The sequence below is a fragment of the Phytopseudomonas argentinensis genome (assembly GCF_900113905.1).
In the GTDB taxonomy this organism is placed as follows: Bacteria; Pseudomonadota; Gammaproteobacteria; order Pseudomonadales; family Pseudomonadaceae; genus Aquipseudomonas; species Aquipseudomonas argentinensis.
Genome location: NZ_FORC01000002.1, coordinates 721194 through 736668, shown reverse-complemented (window position 1 = coordinate 736668; position 15475 = coordinate 721194). Strand labels below are relative to the sequence as shown.

The 15475-nt window shown below is 63.3% G+C and carries 14 protein-coding genes; 5 read left to right on the top strand and 9 right to left on the bottom strand.

Annotated elements, in window-relative coordinates; translation table 11 throughout:
• Nucleotides 1-12 precede the first annotated feature (12 nt).
• Both BM154_RS11890 and BM154_RS11885 read right to left on the bottom strand, forming a co-directional pair.
• The gene (locus BM154_RS11890) at nucleotides 13-285 is read right to left on the bottom strand and encodes a DUF1652 domain-containing protein (RefSeq protein WP_083414544.1); all 273 of its coding nucleotides are present in this window, start codon (nucleotides 283-285) and stop codon (nucleotides 13-15) included.
• Nucleotides 286-343: 58 nt separating this feature from the next.
• Nucleotides 344-685: a hypothetical protein gene (locus tag BM154_RS11885; protein WP_074883716.1), complete on the bottom strand. Its 342-nt coding sequence runs from the start codon at nucleotides 683-685 to the stop codon at nucleotides 344-346.
• Between the two features lie 398 nt (nucleotides 686-1083).
• On the opposite strand from BM154_RS11885, the gene BM154_RS11880 reads away from it, so the two are divergent.
• A complete protein-coding gene (locus BM154_RS11880) occupies nucleotides 1084-1308 on the top strand; it encodes a PLDc N-terminal domain-containing protein (RefSeq protein WP_074883713.1) in 225 nt (74 codons plus the stop codon).
• A gap of 90 nt (nucleotides 1309-1398) precedes the next feature.
• Nucleotides 1399-1665, top strand: a complete 267-nt coding sequence (locus BM154_RS24660) for a DUF1652 domain-containing protein (RefSeq protein WP_074883710.1) — start codon at nucleotides 1399-1401, stop codon at nucleotides 1663-1665.
• Between the two features lie 3 nt (nucleotides 1666-1668).
• Here the strand turns inward: BM154_RS24660 and BM154_RS11870 are convergent, their stop codons facing one another.
• A complete protein-coding gene (locus tag BM154_RS11870; RefSeq protein ID WP_074883707.1) occupies nucleotides 1669-2106 on the bottom strand; it encodes a hypothetical protein in 438 nt (145 codons plus the stop codon).
• A gap of 213 nt (nucleotides 2107-2319) precedes the next feature.
• Between BM154_RS11870 and BM154_RS11865 the strand changes: the two genes are divergently transcribed.
• On the top strand, nucleotides 2320-2538 hold the full coding sequence (locus BM154_RS11865) for a hypothetical protein (protein WP_074883704.1): 219 nt from the start codon (nucleotides 2320-2322) through the stop codon (nucleotides 2536-2538).
• A 250-nt stretch (nucleotides 2539-2788) separates the two neighbouring features.
• Here the strand turns inward: BM154_RS11865 and BM154_RS11860 are convergent, their stop codons facing one another.
• The 3 genes from BM154_RS11860 to ycaC form a co-directional block, all read right to left on the bottom strand.
• Complete coding sequence (locus BM154_RS11860) at nucleotides 2789-3694, bottom strand: SDR family oxidoreductase (RefSeq protein ID WP_074883701.1); 906 nt, start codon at nucleotides 3692-3694, stop codon at nucleotides 2789-2791.
• 198 nt (nucleotides 3695-3892) lie between these two features.
• Nucleotides 3893-6241 (bottom strand): FdhF/YdeP family oxidoreductase, encoded by a 2349-nt coding sequence (locus BM154_RS11855; protein WP_074883698.1) that lies wholly within the window; start codon nucleotides 6239-6241, stop codon nucleotides 3893-3895.
• 195 nt (nucleotides 6242-6436) lie between these two features.
• The gene (ycaC, locus tag BM154_RS11850) at nucleotides 6437-7069 is read right to left on the bottom strand and encodes an isochorismate family cysteine hydrolase YcaC (RefSeq protein WP_074883695.1); all 633 of its coding nucleotides are present in this window, start codon (nucleotides 7067-7069) and stop codon (nucleotides 6437-6439) included.
• Nucleotides 7070-7228: 159 nt separating this feature from the next.
• Between ycaC and BM154_RS11845 the strand changes: the two genes are divergently transcribed.
• Nucleotides 7229-8134 (top strand): LysR substrate-binding domain-containing protein, encoded by a 906-nt coding sequence (locus BM154_RS11845; protein ID WP_074883693.1) that lies wholly within the window; start codon nucleotides 7229-7231, stop codon nucleotides 8132-8134.
• Nucleotides 8131-8685 (top strand): nucleotidyltransferase family protein, encoded by a 555-nt coding sequence (locus BM154_RS11840; protein ID WP_074883690.1) that lies wholly within the window; start codon nucleotides 8131-8133, stop codon nucleotides 8683-8685. The genes BM154_RS11845 and BM154_RS11840 overlap by 4 nt, the downstream gene beginning before the upstream one ends.
• Nucleotides 8686-8852: 167 nt before the next feature.
• Here the strand turns inward: BM154_RS11840 and hrpA are convergent, their stop codons facing one another.
• The 3 genes from hrpA to BM154_RS11825 form a co-directional block, all read right to left on the bottom strand.
• The gene (hrpA, locus tag BM154_RS11835; protein WP_074883687.1) at nucleotides 8853-12896 is read right to left on the bottom strand and encodes an ATP-dependent RNA helicase HrpA; all 4044 of its coding nucleotides are present in this window, start codon (nucleotides 12894-12896) and stop codon (nucleotides 8853-8855) included.
• Nucleotides 12897-13086: 190 nt separating this feature from the next.
• Nucleotides 13087-13887, bottom strand: coding sequence for a PA3715 family protein (locus tag BM154_RS11830; RefSeq protein ID WP_074883684.1), 801 nt, complete (start codon nucleotides 13885-13887; stop codon nucleotides 13087-13089).
• A gap of 190 nt (nucleotides 13888-14077) precedes the next feature.
• Nucleotides 14078-15400, bottom strand: a complete 1323-nt coding sequence (locus BM154_RS11825; protein WP_074883681.1) for an APC family permease — start codon at nucleotides 15398-15400, stop codon at nucleotides 14078-14080.
• Nucleotides 15401-15475: the final 75 nt, after the last annotated feature.

The following is a 15475-nucleotide window of genomic DNA, read 5'->3' as shown; positions in this document are numbered from 1 at the left end:
CGGGCGCACCTCTCATGCGCCCGGCCTGATCTCTCCCAAGCGAACCTGCTCGTGCAGCTCCTGGCGCAACTGCAGCACAAAGCGCTGGAGATCGGCCGTAGTGCTCAGGCTGGCGCGCGGCTTGCCCAGTATCTGCAGCAGCACATCACCGTTGGCAGGATCGCTGATACGCATCACCAGGGCATCCTCATGGGTGATCTGGCAGCGGCATAACCAGGGCAGAAAGGCGGCTTCCAACTGCCGGACCAACTCGCCGGCCGGCATTGGTTGCGCCTCGGCGCTCATTGCAGGTGGCTCGCGAAAAGCCCCGACTCGGCGGGGCTTTTTCGAAACTGCTGACAGCTCAATGCAGGCCGTCCAGATTGCGCCGCGACCACATCATCTTGGCAGCGGTCGGGTTCACCGGCTCGCCGGTAAAGGTCGGTAGATGGCGTGAGACCCACTGCGCACCGCTACCCTTCCAGTTCACTTCACCACTAACCAGCTTGCGATCACGCAGGATTTCGCGCTGCAACGCACGGGCACCCTCTTCGGTATCCACGGCGCCTTTGTCGACTGCCTTGAGCAGAATGTCTTCGCCTTCCTTGCTGATGGTCAGCAGGTAACGTCCATCAGGGCGAGGGCTGATCGAGATGGTGTGATCCGGCAGCGCAGTGCTAAGGCTATCGACATTGGCGGTATTCATTGGCAGATCCTTATTAGGGCGTTCATCAGGCAGGTATTGTTTTTTCAGGTGCACCACTACAGGTGCATCACATATGCCAATACGGCCGATAAACGAATCTGCCGGTTCTACTGGATATAAAGCCGCTTACGCTTGTTCATTTACCTTGCACAATGCATGACTGCCTCTGACTTGCACGGGCATCGTGCACGTTCTCGAGGACTGCCTTGAGCAATACGGCCTTTGTCGCCACCGACCATCTTTCCAGGCGAACTTAATCAGGCTTGGATACTTCGTAATAGAGACAGGGCGAGTGCCTTGTAAGCCATTGCTACAAACAGGCAGCCATTTGCCTCGACCTCATTCATCTGACAAGGGCGCACTACTTGGCCCTTTGCCACAATAAAAGGAGATCTGCCATGGGCGATCCGTCTCTGCTGTTCTGGCTTGGCGCATTCGTGGTCATCGCATTCGTTGATCTGGTCACCATCATGAATCTCTGGCGCAGCGAAAAAAGCGCCAATACTCGTTTAATGTGGGCGCTGATAATTATCTTGCTACCTGTGGTGGGCTTGATTATCTGGGGGCTCGTCGGTCCGCGCGGCATGCCGAAACCACCAACCTCGCCTGAGCAAAGCAAATAACCAATAGGCGTGGTAATTGACAAAACCGCCCAGTTCGCCACTATTGACCGCTATTAAGGAGTGATACCGAGAGCAATAACTGTGGCAAACATGAGATTCTTGGACGCCGCTGCGTTGTTGTACAATTATTTCCAGCCACTTGTTATACAAGTGTCATTGGAATCGCCAACACGTATGTTGGTACAGCTTTCGGACATCGATTCAAAAACCTCCTTCGAAGTTCGCGACATCCCCTGCAGGACGTCGCTGACTCCGACGGAGGTTTTCAGCATCATCGAACTTATCGAAGCGCGTATTCGCTGCGAGAAACCTGAATTGTTTCGGCGTCACTGCGTGAACCAGATGCGCCTGCCCTGAGGTTTACATCTGGGGTTCGCGCTGACGATCCTGGTAAACCGCTTCGAGCAACACCACCAGCTCAGCCGCCGAAGGCACGGTGCGGCCACCGAGCTCGTCCTGCACCGAGGCCTCGACACTCGTGGTGGTCAGCCCGAAGCGATTCAGTGCACCCGCAAGCGCCTGGTCGTCGAGACCCTGCTGCTTGAGCACACGTATCAGGCTGTCCCATACATCACGCAGATCGGCCTGATGATCCCGGCCATCGGGCCAGGGATGACCGACACGGGGCTCGGGGCGCATTTCGGCCACCGTAACCTCTCCCTCGTAGGCGCGTACCGAGCCACCTTTCTCGGCAACCCGGCCGTCGCGCGAAGCGCGGTTCCAGGCCGCCTGCGCCAGGACCGGCGAAGTGGTCGCGCATTGCAGCTCATCGTCGAGATAGATCCTGAATTCGCCCATGTCGTTCTCCCAGATTCTGATGGATGACTGTCTAGGGATTCGAGTCGGATCGGCTCCAGAGATTCCGGTTTTATGCACCGGCATCCCGGTGGAATCGGCGTTTTCGAAGCATCCGGATACAGAAGGCGATTATCCGAACTCAATGCCGGGTCCAGGCCTCGTAACTAGAGGCGGCGTGTCAGCCCCATGTATTCAGCCACCAAGGAGATACCCATGAGCCAGTCCCCCATCGACCAGACCCCACCGAACAGCCCCGCCAAGGATGTCGAAGGTGACAATGTCAACGTGGTGAAGAAAGAGAACCAGCGCCCTGGCGAAAAGACCGAAGCGGTCGACCGGACTATTACCCCGACGTCCATCAAGACCAAGGAGCAGGAAGCGGAAAAGATCAAGCAGGCATCGGAAGAAGCCCGCCGCAAGCTTGACGATTAACCCGCCGCACGGCGCTGGCCGGTCGGCCGGCGCCCTATCCTGAGGCACTGCTGTGGGTCAGGACTGCACCATCCCTTGCGCCGCGTTCGCCTGGACGCTCTGGCAGTCCGCCTAATCGATAAGATAAGCGATCAGCGACTGAATAGCGCCGACTATAGGTAGCGAGGCGGTTAGGCAGGCAACCACATCCCGTGGCTCATGGGTATCGGGCGAAACGGGCCCGCAGCGGGCGTACTGCGAGCCCCGGGCCTTACGGCAGCGGGTTGCCGCCGGTCACCCCAAAGGTTTCACCGGTGATGTAGCTCGACTCCTGGGATGCCAGCAGTACGTACAGCGGCGCGCACTCGGCCGGCTGGCCAGGGCGCTTCATGGGCACCTGGGAACCGAAGGTGGGGATCTTCTCGTGCGGCTGGCCGTCGGTGGGCTGCAGCACGGTCCAGATCGGCCCCGGTGCGACCGCATTGACACGGATGCCCTGCTCGATCACCTGGCTCGACAGCGCCTTGGTGAAGGCGACGATGGCCGCCTTGGTGGACGCGTAGTCGAGCAGCGTGCCGGACGGATCGTAGGACTGGATTGACGCCGTGTTGATGATCGCCGCGCCCGGCGGCATGTGGGCCACGGCGGCCTTGCATAGCCAGAACATCGCGTAGACGTTGGTCTTGAAGGTGTGGTCGAACTGCTCGGTGGTGATCTCGGAGATATGCTTCTGGGTGATCTGCTTGCCGGCCACGTTGACCAGAATATCCAGGCCACCCAGGGCCGCGACGGCGTCCTTGATCAGTGACACACAGAAGGCTTCGTCCTTGAGATCGCCGGCAATGGCAACCCCACGACGCCCTTCGGCCTCGATCAGCGCTATCACTTCGCGAGCGTCCGACTCTTCCTCGGGCAGGTAGTTGATCACCACGTCGGCGCCTTCACGGGCATAGGCAATGGCAGCGGCGCGGCCGATACCGGAGTCGCCCCCGGTGATCAGCGCCTTGCGGCCGGCCAGCCGGCCAAAGCCCACGTAGCTCTCTTCACCGTGATCAGGCTCCGGTTTCATTTTGCTGTCCAGGCCCGGCTCGACCTGATGCTGAGCAGGAAACTCGGGCTGCGGGTACTGGGTCAGCGGGTTCTGCATGGCGAATTGATTGGAGGTGTTGCGGGTCATCAGACTCTCCTGCTGGTTGCTGGTGGATTCACGGTTGCCGCCACGTCTGAAGCGCAATCGCCGCAGGCACAAATCGCCTGCGTTACAGGTTGGGAGAAAACCGCGGCATTGGAAGTTCCACCCTTCCGAGCAGCGGCGGCAAACCGCTCTGGAACGCGGCTCCGCCCGCCGCTTCGCTGCGAGCTGGCGGCGGGCCGCTCAGCGCTGCGCGGCAATCAGCACCGGCCGCGCATCTCCCGGTGCCGTAGCGCTGCTCAGGGCCAGGGTCACCGGAATCGATTTCGCCGCAGGAACCTTGCTGCGCTCGGCGTGGTGCCAGAGCGGCACCAGCGGGTTGCACTCCGGGTAGTAGGCCGCGCAACACCCCTGGGGGATGTCGTAGGCGAGGATCTGCAGCGGCCCGACCCGACGCTCCACGGTCGGTTCCACAGCGGTGGTCACATCCACCCAGTCGCCGGCTGCGAGGCCGAGGCGAACAATATCGTCGGCGTTCATGAAGATCACCGAGCGGGTGCCATGCACGCCACGGAAGCGGTCGTCGTAGCCGTAGATGGTGGTATTGAACTGGTCGTTGCTGCGGATCGTCATCAGCTGCAGCACGTCGCGCCGGGCAAAGGCGGCGCTCACGTCGTTATCGGCGACCAACTGCTGGGGCACCACGAACTCTGCCTTGCCGCTTTCGGTCGCCCATTCGCGCCGCGTCGCGCCCAACGGCCGATGAAAGCCGCCGGGCTCCCACATGCGCTGTTCGAAGTCGTGAAAGATCTCCGGGTACACCGCGGCGATCGCCTGGCGCACCAATCCGTAGTCGCGGCGCCAGGCATCCCAGTCGATGGCGACGTCGGGGCTCAGCGTGGCACGCGCCAGCCCGGCGATGATCGCTGGCTCCGAGCGCAGCTCCCCGCTGGCCGGCTCGGCACTGCCGCGCCAGCCATGGATGCAGCCGGTGCTGTCCTCGGTGCTGTGGCTTTGCTCGACGCCATCCTGGCGATCGATTTCGATACGCCCCAGGCACGGCAGCAACCAGGCTTGCTCGCCGGGCAGCAGGTGCGAATGGTTGAGCTTGGTAGCCACTTGCACGTTGAGCGCCAGGCGCTGCCAGGCCGGCTCGATCTGCCGGGTATCCGGCACCGCACGCAGGAAGTTGCCACCCAGGCTGATGAAACCGCGTACTCGGCCATCGAGCATGGCGGTGCAGGCATCGACGGTATTCAGGCCCATCTGCTCGGGCACCTTGAAGTTGAAGTGCTGTTCGATCAGGTCCCCCGGCACCTTGGCCGGGTCTTCGGTGATGCCCACGGTGCGCTGACCCTGCACGTTGGAATGCCCGCGCACCGGACAGATACCGGCACCGGGCTTGCCGATATTGCCGCGCAGCAACAGCAGGTTGACCAGCATCTGCACATTCTGCACACCCTGGCGGTGCTGGGTCAGGCCCATGCCGTAGACCACCATTACCCGCTGCGACTGGGCGTAGACCAGTGCCGTGGCCTCCATGGCCGCGCGCTTGAGGCCGGTGATGGCCTCGATCTGCGCCCACTCCTGGCCGCGCACATAGGCAATGAAATCGTCGACGCCGCTGGTGTGCTCGGCGATGAAGGCCATGTCCAGCACGCCGGGCTCGCCACGTTGACGGGCGGCATCGTGCAGATCGAGCAGTGCCTTGCTGACGCCAACGATAGCCGCGGTATCTCCGCCGATGGCGACTTGGTGATACTGGGTGCTGATCTGCGTGGAACTAGGCCCGAGCATCTCGATTGGCGACTGCGGGTTGACGAACTCCTGCAGGCCACGCTCCTTGAGCGGGTTGAAGGTGATGATCGGCACGTCGCGCTGCCGCGCTTCCTGCAGCTGGTGGAGCATGCGCGGGCTGTTGCTGCCCACGTTCTGGCCGAAGAACAGCAGGCAGTCGGTGTGTTCGAAATCGTTCAGGGTCACGGTGCCGACCGGCACGCCAATGCTTTCCTGCAGGCCCACGGAGGTGCTCTCGTGGCACATGTTGGAGCTGTCCGGCAGGTTGTTGGTGCCATAGGCGCGGGCAAACAGCTGGTACATGAACGAGGCCTCCAGCGAGGCGCGCCCGGAGGCGTAGAACACCACCTTATCCGGCTCCAGCGCACGCAGGCTGGCGCCGATTTCCCGGTAGGCGGTGTTCCAGTCGGTTTCCTCGTAGCGGTCGGTACCTGGGTTGTAGCGCATCGGATGGGTCAGCCGGCCGTGTTGCTCCAGGGCATAAGCCGACCAGCTACGCAACTCGCTGACACTGTGCTCGGCGAAGAAAGGCGGGCTGCTGCGCTTGGCGGTCAACTCCCAGGCCGTGGCCTTGGCGCCGTTCTCGCAGAACTCCATCGGGTGGGTGTCGCCAGGCTTGGCCCAGGCGCAACTCACACAGGCGAACCCATCGGGCTTGTTCTGCTTGAGCAGCGCTGCACCGATCTTCAACACCGCCTGCTCGCGCAGCAGGATGCCGGCCACGGACTTGGCCGAGCCCCAGCCTCCGGATGCGTCCGTGTAAGGTCGATAGCGGGTCTTTGGATCAGTCAGCATGTCCCTCTCCTGCACGTGGTTCGTTCTGGTACGACGAAACCCTGTGCAGAAAGGTTCGGGCTAACGGCCCTGCGGTCGGCCGGGCGATTGGTGAGCAGGTGTGCCAGGCGCGACAGGCGAAACGGCCGGTCGAGGCGCGTTCCCGGCAACGCCAAAAGGCACCTGCAGGAGGTGCCTTGTGGCATGGGCCATGGGTTACTTGTTGGCGGTCAGCGCCGCGTAGCTGGTCATCAGGTTGCGGTAGTCGGGGATGTGGTCCGAGCAGATCTTCGCCAGCCCTTCCACGTCGTTGCGCCAGTCGCGGTGCAGCTCGCAGGCCACGGCGAACCAGTTCATCAGCTGCGCGCCGGCGGCGGTCATGCGCTGCCAGGCCGAATCACGGCTGATCTGGTTGAAGGTACCGGAGGCATCGGTGACCACGAACACATCGAAACCTTCCTCGATGGCCGCCAGGGCCGGGAACGCCACGCAGACTTCGGTCACCACGCCGGCGATGATCAGCTGCTTCTTGCCGGTGGCCTTGATCGCCTTGACGAAGTCTTCGTTGTCCCAGGCGTTGATCTGGCCAGGGCGGGCGATGTAAGGCGCGTCCGGGAACATCTCCTTCAGCTCGGGGACCAGCGGGCCGTTCGGGCCGGTTTCGAAGCTGGTGGTGAGGATGGTCGGCAGGTTGAAGAACTTGGCGATGTCGGCCAGGGCCAGCACGTTGTTCTTGAACTTGTCCGGGTCGATGTCACGTACCAGCGACAGCAGACCGGCCTGGTGGTCGACCAGCAGAATGGCGGCGTTGTCTTTGTCCAGGCGGTTGTAGGCGATGGAGTTGGTCATGGTGCGATCCTCTTTCTTGGGTGGTTGCCGATTCATTCGGCTGATCTGTTTGGGTGGTTTGCAGTTGTCGCTGCATGTGGGAAAGATTAAATTCGACACCCAACTCGCACCAGACGGCAAAAATCGCCTCTAGCGTTCCATTTTCAGAACGGTAATCCCATGGAAGACCTCAACACGCTCTATTACTTCACCCAGGTGGTAGAGCACGGCGGCTTCGCCCCGGCCGGCCGGGCGCTGGATATTCCCAAGTCCAAGCTGAGCCGGCGCATCGCCCTGCTCGAAGAGCGTCTCGGCGTACGCCTGCTGCAGCGCACCAGCCGCCATTGCTCGCTGACCGAGATTGGCCAGGAGTACTACCAGCGCTGCGTGGCCATGCGCGTGGAAGCCGAGGGCGCTGCCGAGGTGATCGAGCGCAACCGCAGCGAACCGCGCGGCCTGGTGCGCCTGGCGTGCCCGACCACCCTGCTGAACTCCTGGGTCGGGCCGATGCTGACGCGCTTCATGCTGCGCTACCCGGCCGTGGAGCTATTCATCGAGAGCACCAACCGGCGCGTCGACGTGCTCCACGAAGGCTTCGATATCGCCCTGCGTGTGCGCTTCCCGCCGCTGCAAAACACCGACATGGTGATGAAGGTGCTGGGCAACAGCCGCCAGTGCCTGGTGGGCCGCCCGGATTTCCTCGAACAGCTACCGAAGAAATTCCAGCCAGGCGACCTGGGCGCGCTACCGAGCCTGCATTGGGGTGGTTCGCAGCGTGAGTACCAGTGGGAACTGTTCGGCCCGGAGAATGCGAGGCTGGTCATCCCCCATCGCCCGCGCATGGTCACCGACGACTTGATCGCCCTGCGCCACGGCGCCCTGGCCGGCGTCGGCATCGCCCACGTTCCAAGGGTGGCCGTACGTGAGGACCTGGAAGCCGGCACCCTGGTGGAAATGCTGCCAGGCTGGGAACCCAAATGCGGCATCGTCCACGCCATCTTCCCGTCACGCCGCGGTCTATTACCGTCGGTGCGCACGCTGATCGACTTCCTGGCCGAGGAGTTTGGGCAGAGTGATATGGCGTGAGTCATTTCGACAGCCTGCGGGCACTGCTGAAAACCGAGTCACCGCGCTGGCAGATACTTCAGCACGTTCGAGCACTGCAGTTGCCCGATTGCTGGGTGGCCGCAGGCTTCGTCCGTAGCGCCGTATGGGATCACCTGCATGGTTGCACTGCATATTCTCTGCCACCCGATATCGACGTGATCTGGTTCGATCCCGACAGTGCGTTGCCGGAGCAAGACGCCGAGCTCGAAGCACAATTGCTGCAAGTCGATAACCGGTTCAACTGGTCGGTGAAAAACCAGGCACGCATGCATCTGCGCAACGGCGATCAACCTTACGCATCAGCAACGGATGCGATGATTTACTGGCCCGAAACCGCAACGGCAGTCGCCGTACGGCTGGCTGCGGATGACGAATTGGAGATTGCCGCGCCCTTTGGTTTGGATGATCTCTTCGATCTGGTCGTGCGCCCCACCGAAAGATTTCGGGAAGAAAAGCGACACCTGTTTGTCGAGCGGCTGCAAAACAAACAGTGGCTAACGAAATGGCCTGGCCTGACCGTGCTCGACTAGACCTGTAGGGTGGATCACGCTTCACCGATCCACCATGGCGGGTGCAAAGAGCGACATCCGCCCTACGGTGCGCCGCCCCTGTAGCCTGGGTCGAGCGCAGCGATACCCAGGGCATCGATCTCCCGGGTGTCGCTACGCTCGACCCGGGCTACCAGAGCGCCAGGCGATCACCCCTCCACCTGACTCCACTGCTTGCTCAGGCGCTTGTCCGACACGGCCATCCTGGTGCCCAGCTGCTGGGCCCAGAGGGATACCCGGTATTCCTCGAGCATCCAGCGGTAGGTCTGCAGTTCGGCGTCGCGCTTGCCTTCCTGCAGATGTTTGCCCAGGCGCGCCTGGTATTGCTCCCAGTAGCCGGCCAGCTCGCCGCTCCATAACCGGTCGCGTTGCAGTTGCGCGGCGATCTTGTCGAAGCGTTGTTCGATGGCCTTGAGGTAGCGCGGCACTTCCTTGAGCCATTCGGCCGGGGTTTCACGCACGAAACCGGGGTACACCAGGTTGCCCAGCTGCGCCTTGATATCGTTGAGCGCCACCGCCTGGGCCAGGTCGATCTTGCCCTTGAAGCGCTTCTGCAGGCCGTGCCAGAGCTTGAGAATGTCCAGGGTCAGGCGCGCCAGCTTTTCGGCGTGCTCGGCCCAGGCGCCACGTTTCTTCTCGGCCAGGGCGGCCAGGGCAGCGCCGTCGCGGGGCAACGGCTGCTCACCGTCGAGGATGCAGCTGTCCAGGCTGGCCAGCAGAATGTCTTCGACCAGCGCCTCGACGCGGCCCAGCTCGCGGTGCAGCAGGCCCAGCTCGGTCAGCCCCGGCAGCTTGCCGCGCAGGAACTTGGCGGGCTCGGCCAGCTGTTGCAGCAACAGGCGCTGCAACGCCCGGCGGTGCTGGAACTCGGCTTCGGCCTGGGTCGGGAAGCGCCCTTCCTTGACCACGCCCCCTTCTTCCACCAGCGCCGGGAACACTGTCATGGAAAGCCCAGCAACCTTCTGCTGGGTCTTCTCGGCGACCTGGGCGAAGCCCTTGGCTTCCACCGGTTTCTGCACCTTGTCCGCTTGCGGGATGGCCAATGCGGCCTGGCTGGCCTCGGCGAAGCGCGCGGTCAGCTCGGCCAGGTCGCGGCCTTCGCCGAGCAGCTTGCCGTGGGTATCGATCACCTCGATGTTCATCTTCAGGTGGGTCTCCAGCTGCCGGGTGGCCTCGATCCACGCCTCGCCGTCGATCCGCGCGCCAGTCATGCGCTGCAGCTCGCGGGCCAGGCTTTCCGGCAGGCTGCCCTGGCCGAAGGTGAGCTTGCTCAGGGCGGCGCCGACGAAGTCCGGCACCGGCACGAAGTTCTTGCGTACGGCCTTGGGCAGGCCGCGCACCAGGTCGATGGCCTTGGCTTCGATCAGCCCCGGCACCAGCCACTCCAGGCGCTCGCCCGGCAGTTGCGGCAACAGCGGCGCCGGCACACGCAGGGTCACGCCGTCACGGGGGTGATTGGGCTCGAAATGATAGGTGAGCGGCAATTGCAGCTCGCCGACATGCAGGGTGTCCGGATACTGCGCGGCGGTGACTTCCAGTGCCTCGCGGGCCAGCACGTCCTCCTCGCGCATCATCAGCAGTTGCGGATCCTTGGCGCTTTCGCGCTTGTACCAGCTCTCGAAGGTGGCGGTCTGGTAGATGTCCGCGGGAATGCGCGCCTCGTAATAGGCGAACAGGGTTTCCTCGTCGGCCAGGATGTCGCGGCGGCGCGCCTTGGCTTCCAGCTCGTCGAGTTTTTCCAGCAGTACACGGTTGGCGTTCAGGCACTTGGCGCGGCTGTTGATTTCGCCGCGCACCAGCCCTTCACGAATGAACAGCTCGCGCGATGCTTGCGGGTCGATGGGCCCGTAATGCACCGGGCGCCGACCGACCACGATCAGCCCGTACAGGGTCACCTGCTCGTAGGCCACCACCTGGCCGCGCTTCTTCTCCCAGTGCGGCTCGAAATGGTTCTTCTTGATCAGGTGGCCGGCCAGCGGCTCGATCCAGTCCGGCTCGATCTTCGCCACCTGGCGGGCGAACAGCTTGGTGGTCTCGACCAGCTCGGCGGCCATGATCCAGTTGGGTTTCTTGCGGCCGATCACCGAAGACGGATGCACCCAGAAGCGCCGCTGGCGGGCACCGAGAAAATCGCCCTCCTCGGCTTTCTGGCCGATCTGGCTGAGCAGGCCGCTGAGAATCGCCTTGTGCACGGCGGCGTAACCCTTGGCACGCTGCGCCGCCTCGCTGGCTTCGGCCTGCTCACGCAGGATCACGTTGACCTTGGTGTCGGTGGTCGCCTGCACGGGGCTCTGCGCAGGCTTGCCGCCGTCCGCCGCCTGGGCGCCGGCCTTGCCGGGTGCCAGTTGCAGATCCTTGGCCAGCAGCACCAGCTGGCGATGGGCATCGCGCCATTCGCGCAGGCGCATGTAGTTGAGGAAGTTTTTCTTGCACCAGCTGCGCAGCGGGTTGGAGCCCAGCTCCTGGCGTTTTTCCTCGAAGCCGCGCCACAGGTTGATCAGCGCGGCGAAGTCGGAATCGACATCCTTCCACTGCGCGTGGGCCTGGTCGGCCGCCTGCTGGCGGTCCATCGGCCGCTCGCGCGGGTCCTGCACGGACAGCGCACTGGCGACGATCAGCAGTTCCGGCAGGCTGCCGAGCTTGGCCGCTTCGAGCACCATACGGCCCAGGCGCGGGTCGATGGGCAGGCGCGCCAGCTGGCGACCCAGTGGCGTCAGCTGGCCTTCGCGATTGACCGCCGAAAGCTCCTGCAAGAGGTTGAAACCATCGCTGATGGCCTTGCCATCCGGCGGCTCGATAAAGGGGAAATCCTCGATGCTGCCCAGGCGCAGATGGAGCATCTGCAGGATCACCGCCGCCAGGTTGGTACGCAGAATTTCCGGATCGGTAAAGCTCGGCCGGCCGAGGAAATCCTCCTCGCTGTAGAGGCGCACGCAGATGCCCGGCTCGACCCGCCCACAACGGCCCTTGCGCTGGTTGGCGCTGGCCTGGGAGATGGCCTCGATGGGCAGGCGCTGCACCTTGGCGCGGTAGCTGTAGCGGCTGATGCGTGCCGTGCCGCTGTCGATCACATAGCGAATGCCCGGCACAGTCAGCGAGGTTTCCGCCACGTTGGTGGCCAGCACGATCTTGCGCCCGGCCATGGGCGCGAAAATCTTCTGCTGCTCGGCCGGCGTCAGCCGCGCATACAGCGGCAGCACTTCGGTAAAGCGCAGGTTGGCCTTGCGCAGTACCTCGGCAGCATCGCGAATCTCGCGCTCGCCGGGCAGGAAGATCAGCACATCGCCGGGGCGCTGGCCGACGCTCTTCTCATGGGCGGCGATTTCATCCAGTGCAGCGAGAATGCCCTGGTCGACGGTCAGGTCGTCGAGCAGGCTTTCGCCCTCCTCGTCCACCTCGGCGGCGAGCGGGCGGTACCAGGTTTCCACCGGATAGGTGCGCCCGGAAACCTCGACAATGGGTGCATCCGGCAGCCCGTCGCCACCGAAGTGCTTGGAAAAGCGCTCCAGGTCGATGGTCGCCGAGGTGATGATCACTTTGAGATCGGGGCGGCGCGGCAGCAGGGTTTTCAGATACCCAAGGAGGAAGTCGATATTGAGACTGCGTTCGTGGGCCTCGTCGACGATGATGGTGTCGTACTTTTCCAGGTAGCGGTCGTGCTGGGTTTCGGCGAGCAGAATGCCGTCGGTCATCAGCTTGATCAGCGAACTGTCCTTGCTCTGATCCTCGAAGCGCACCTGATAGCCGACCAGCTCGCCCAACGGCGTGCCGATCTCCTCGGCCACCCGCGTGGCCACACTGCGCGCCGCCAGCCGCCGTGGCTGGGTATGGCCGATCAGGCCATGCTGGCCACGACCGATCTCCAGGCAGATCTTCGGCAACTGGGTGGTCTTGCCCGAACCAGTCTCACCAGCGATCACCAGTACCTGATGCTTCTCGAGCGCCGCCTTGATCTCGTCGCGCTTGGCGGCGATCGGCAGCGCATCGTCATAGCGCATCACCGGCACGCTCGAGCGCCGCGCCTCGACCTTGGCACACGAGGCCTGGAAGCGCTCCAGCCAATGCGCCTGCTTGGCGTCATCGGGCTTTTTCTGCAGCTCGTGCAACTGCCGGCGCAAACGATGGCGGTCGGCGATCATGGCGTGGTCGAGGTTCTTCTGCAGGGCGGCGATATCGAAGGGGGCGTCGGTCATCAGGCTCGGGGCGGTTCGCGGGAAAGCGCCGATTGTCGCAGATTCCAACGCCTAACGTGCAGCCCAGACAACCCAATGCCGCGGGCAAACTGAAAGGTCAAACGATGGCAGATGGGGCTGGACTAGGACTATCCGGCAGTGAGCGAATGCGCCTCCTACGGCGATTCGATTCATCCCTTTTTCGTCCGAGCTACGGCTGCTCTTCCCTCGTCCAGAAGGTAGCGAACTGCTTGAACGGGTATTGACTGCCATCGTAGCGAACGGTCGTGCTCACCGTGCGCAGTACGTTTTCCTCCTGACCTGCGCGAACACGAGCGCTCACCAGCAGATCGGCGTAACCGTGAGAGCGAGTGGGCGCGATAGCCAACGTCAGCTCGGCCTGCTCCGACTGGAAATCACTATCCATTACGCATGATGTGCCTTTGACCGTCGTCCACGCATGCAAGTACGTGGAGAATACTGGCCTAAGCTTGGCTCCTTTCGGCACCACTAATGTAAGCAAATCATTGGAGCCCGCGTCCGGACAGCTCGCCCCGCGAGCAACACTGCTGACCACTACGCCGAACGCACGCATGCCAGGTGCGAGATGGTAGCGCGCCGTATCCAGCCGGAGGCTGTCGGCGTCCAGTACCAGTGCTGAATCCTCACCCAGATAGTCGTCATACCGCTCGCGCAATTGCCCGCTTCGCGTGTCGACCTTCGCTACCAGCCAATTCAGGTTTCGATCTCCTGGGGACGAAGAATTCTTGGCATCTTGATAAGCCAAAGTCACCACCGAAAGATTCGGGTCATCCGGCCAAGGCTTGCAGGCAGCTGCCACCAGAGGACCTTGAGCATTCTCACTGGGGCTAGACCAACCGCGCTGCCCCAACTGGGCCGACAGCGACTGCAGCATCGCGTCTTCGCAGGGTTGTGCCTGGCGTGCTTCGGAATAGGAGAGCGGTAATAGGCAGAGGGCCAATGCCGGGAAGATACGCTTAAAACGGTCCATGTCGACGATTCCTCTCGGGCCAGTTCATGGCCCGCGCATTAGCTAAAGCGGCCTCAGCAGGCGCCTTTTGTAGGCGCGCTGAGGAGCCGCAGAAAGCGGCGATTGTCGCAGATTCGGCCCGCGGCGGGCAGGCCGTGGCGTCGAGGCAGGGGGCGAGCCGCCTACACGAGCGGCTCGCCACACCTATGCACTACTCCGCGTCGAACTGCAACTGCGGTGGCTGGCGACGGAAGCCGCCGGTCAGCCAGGTCAGGTAGAGGCCGCCGAGTACCAGCCAGGCGCAGCCGAGCATGATCGCCAGGCGGTCGAGGCTGGCCATCAGCCACAGCGTCGCCAGCAGACCGATCAGCGGGCACAGCAGGTACAGCAGCAGCTGCAGCGGGCCGCGCGCCTGGGGTTGGCGGGCGAAGTGGACGATCACCGAGAGGTTGACCAGGCTGAAGGCCAGGAAGGCGCCGAAGTTGATGAACGAGGTCGAGGTGGTCACGTCCAGCTTCAGGGCCAGCAGCGCCACCAGGGCGCACACCAGGATCGCGCCCACCGGTGTGCCGAACCGCGGGCTCAGGGTGCCGAGCAGTGCGCGGGGCAGCACGCCGTCGCGGCCCATGGCGAACATCAACCGCGAGGCGCTGGCCTGGGCCGACAGACCCGAGGTGAACTGGCCGACGATCAGGCCGATCAGGAACACCGACACGAACACATCGCCACCGATATTGCGGGCGATCTCGTAGGCGGCCGAATCACTGCTCTGGAACACCAGGGATGGATGGGCCAGCTGCACGAAATAGGCGGTGGCCACGAAGATCAGCCCGCCGATCAGGGTGATAAGCAGGATTGCCCGCGGAATGGTGCGCTCCGGGTCATGGGTTTCCTCGGTCAGGGTACTCACCGCGTCGAAACCCAGGAACGAGTAGCAGGCCACCGCTGCGCCGGCCATCACCAGGTTCAGGTTCATGCCTTCGCCAAAGAACGGTTCGAGCGACCACAACGGCTTGCTGGCATCGCCCAGCACGTAGTGCACGCACAGCGCCACGAAGGCAAGCAGCACCAGGAACTGCACCAGCATCAGCACACCGTTGATGCCCTTGGCCAGGCGCAGGCCCACCACGTTGATCACGCTGGTGACCACGATAAAGGTCAGCACCCACAGCGCCTGGGGCAGTTGCGGAAATGCCGAATGCAGGTAGGCCGCGCCGATCAGCCAGATGGCCATGGGCAGGAACAGGTAGTCGAGCAACACCGCCCAACCGGCGATGAAGCCCAGGTGATCGCTGATGCTGCGGCGCACGTAGCTGTAGGCCGAACCGGCAACCGGAAACAGCCTGGCCATGCGCGCGTAGCTGAGGGCGGTGAAGAACATCGCCAGCGAGGCGGCCACGTAGGCGGCCGGTACCGCGCCGCGGGTGATCTCGGCGAGAATGCCGAAGGTGCCGAGCACGATGATCGGCGTCATGTAGGCGATGCCGAACAGCACCACCGCGCCCAGAGACAGGGATCGTTGCAGACGAGCCATTACTTGCTACTCCAGTTTTATACGTTGTTATGGCAGAGCCGAAGTCGGCAAAAGCACGCGGCAAAGCCGCAGCGG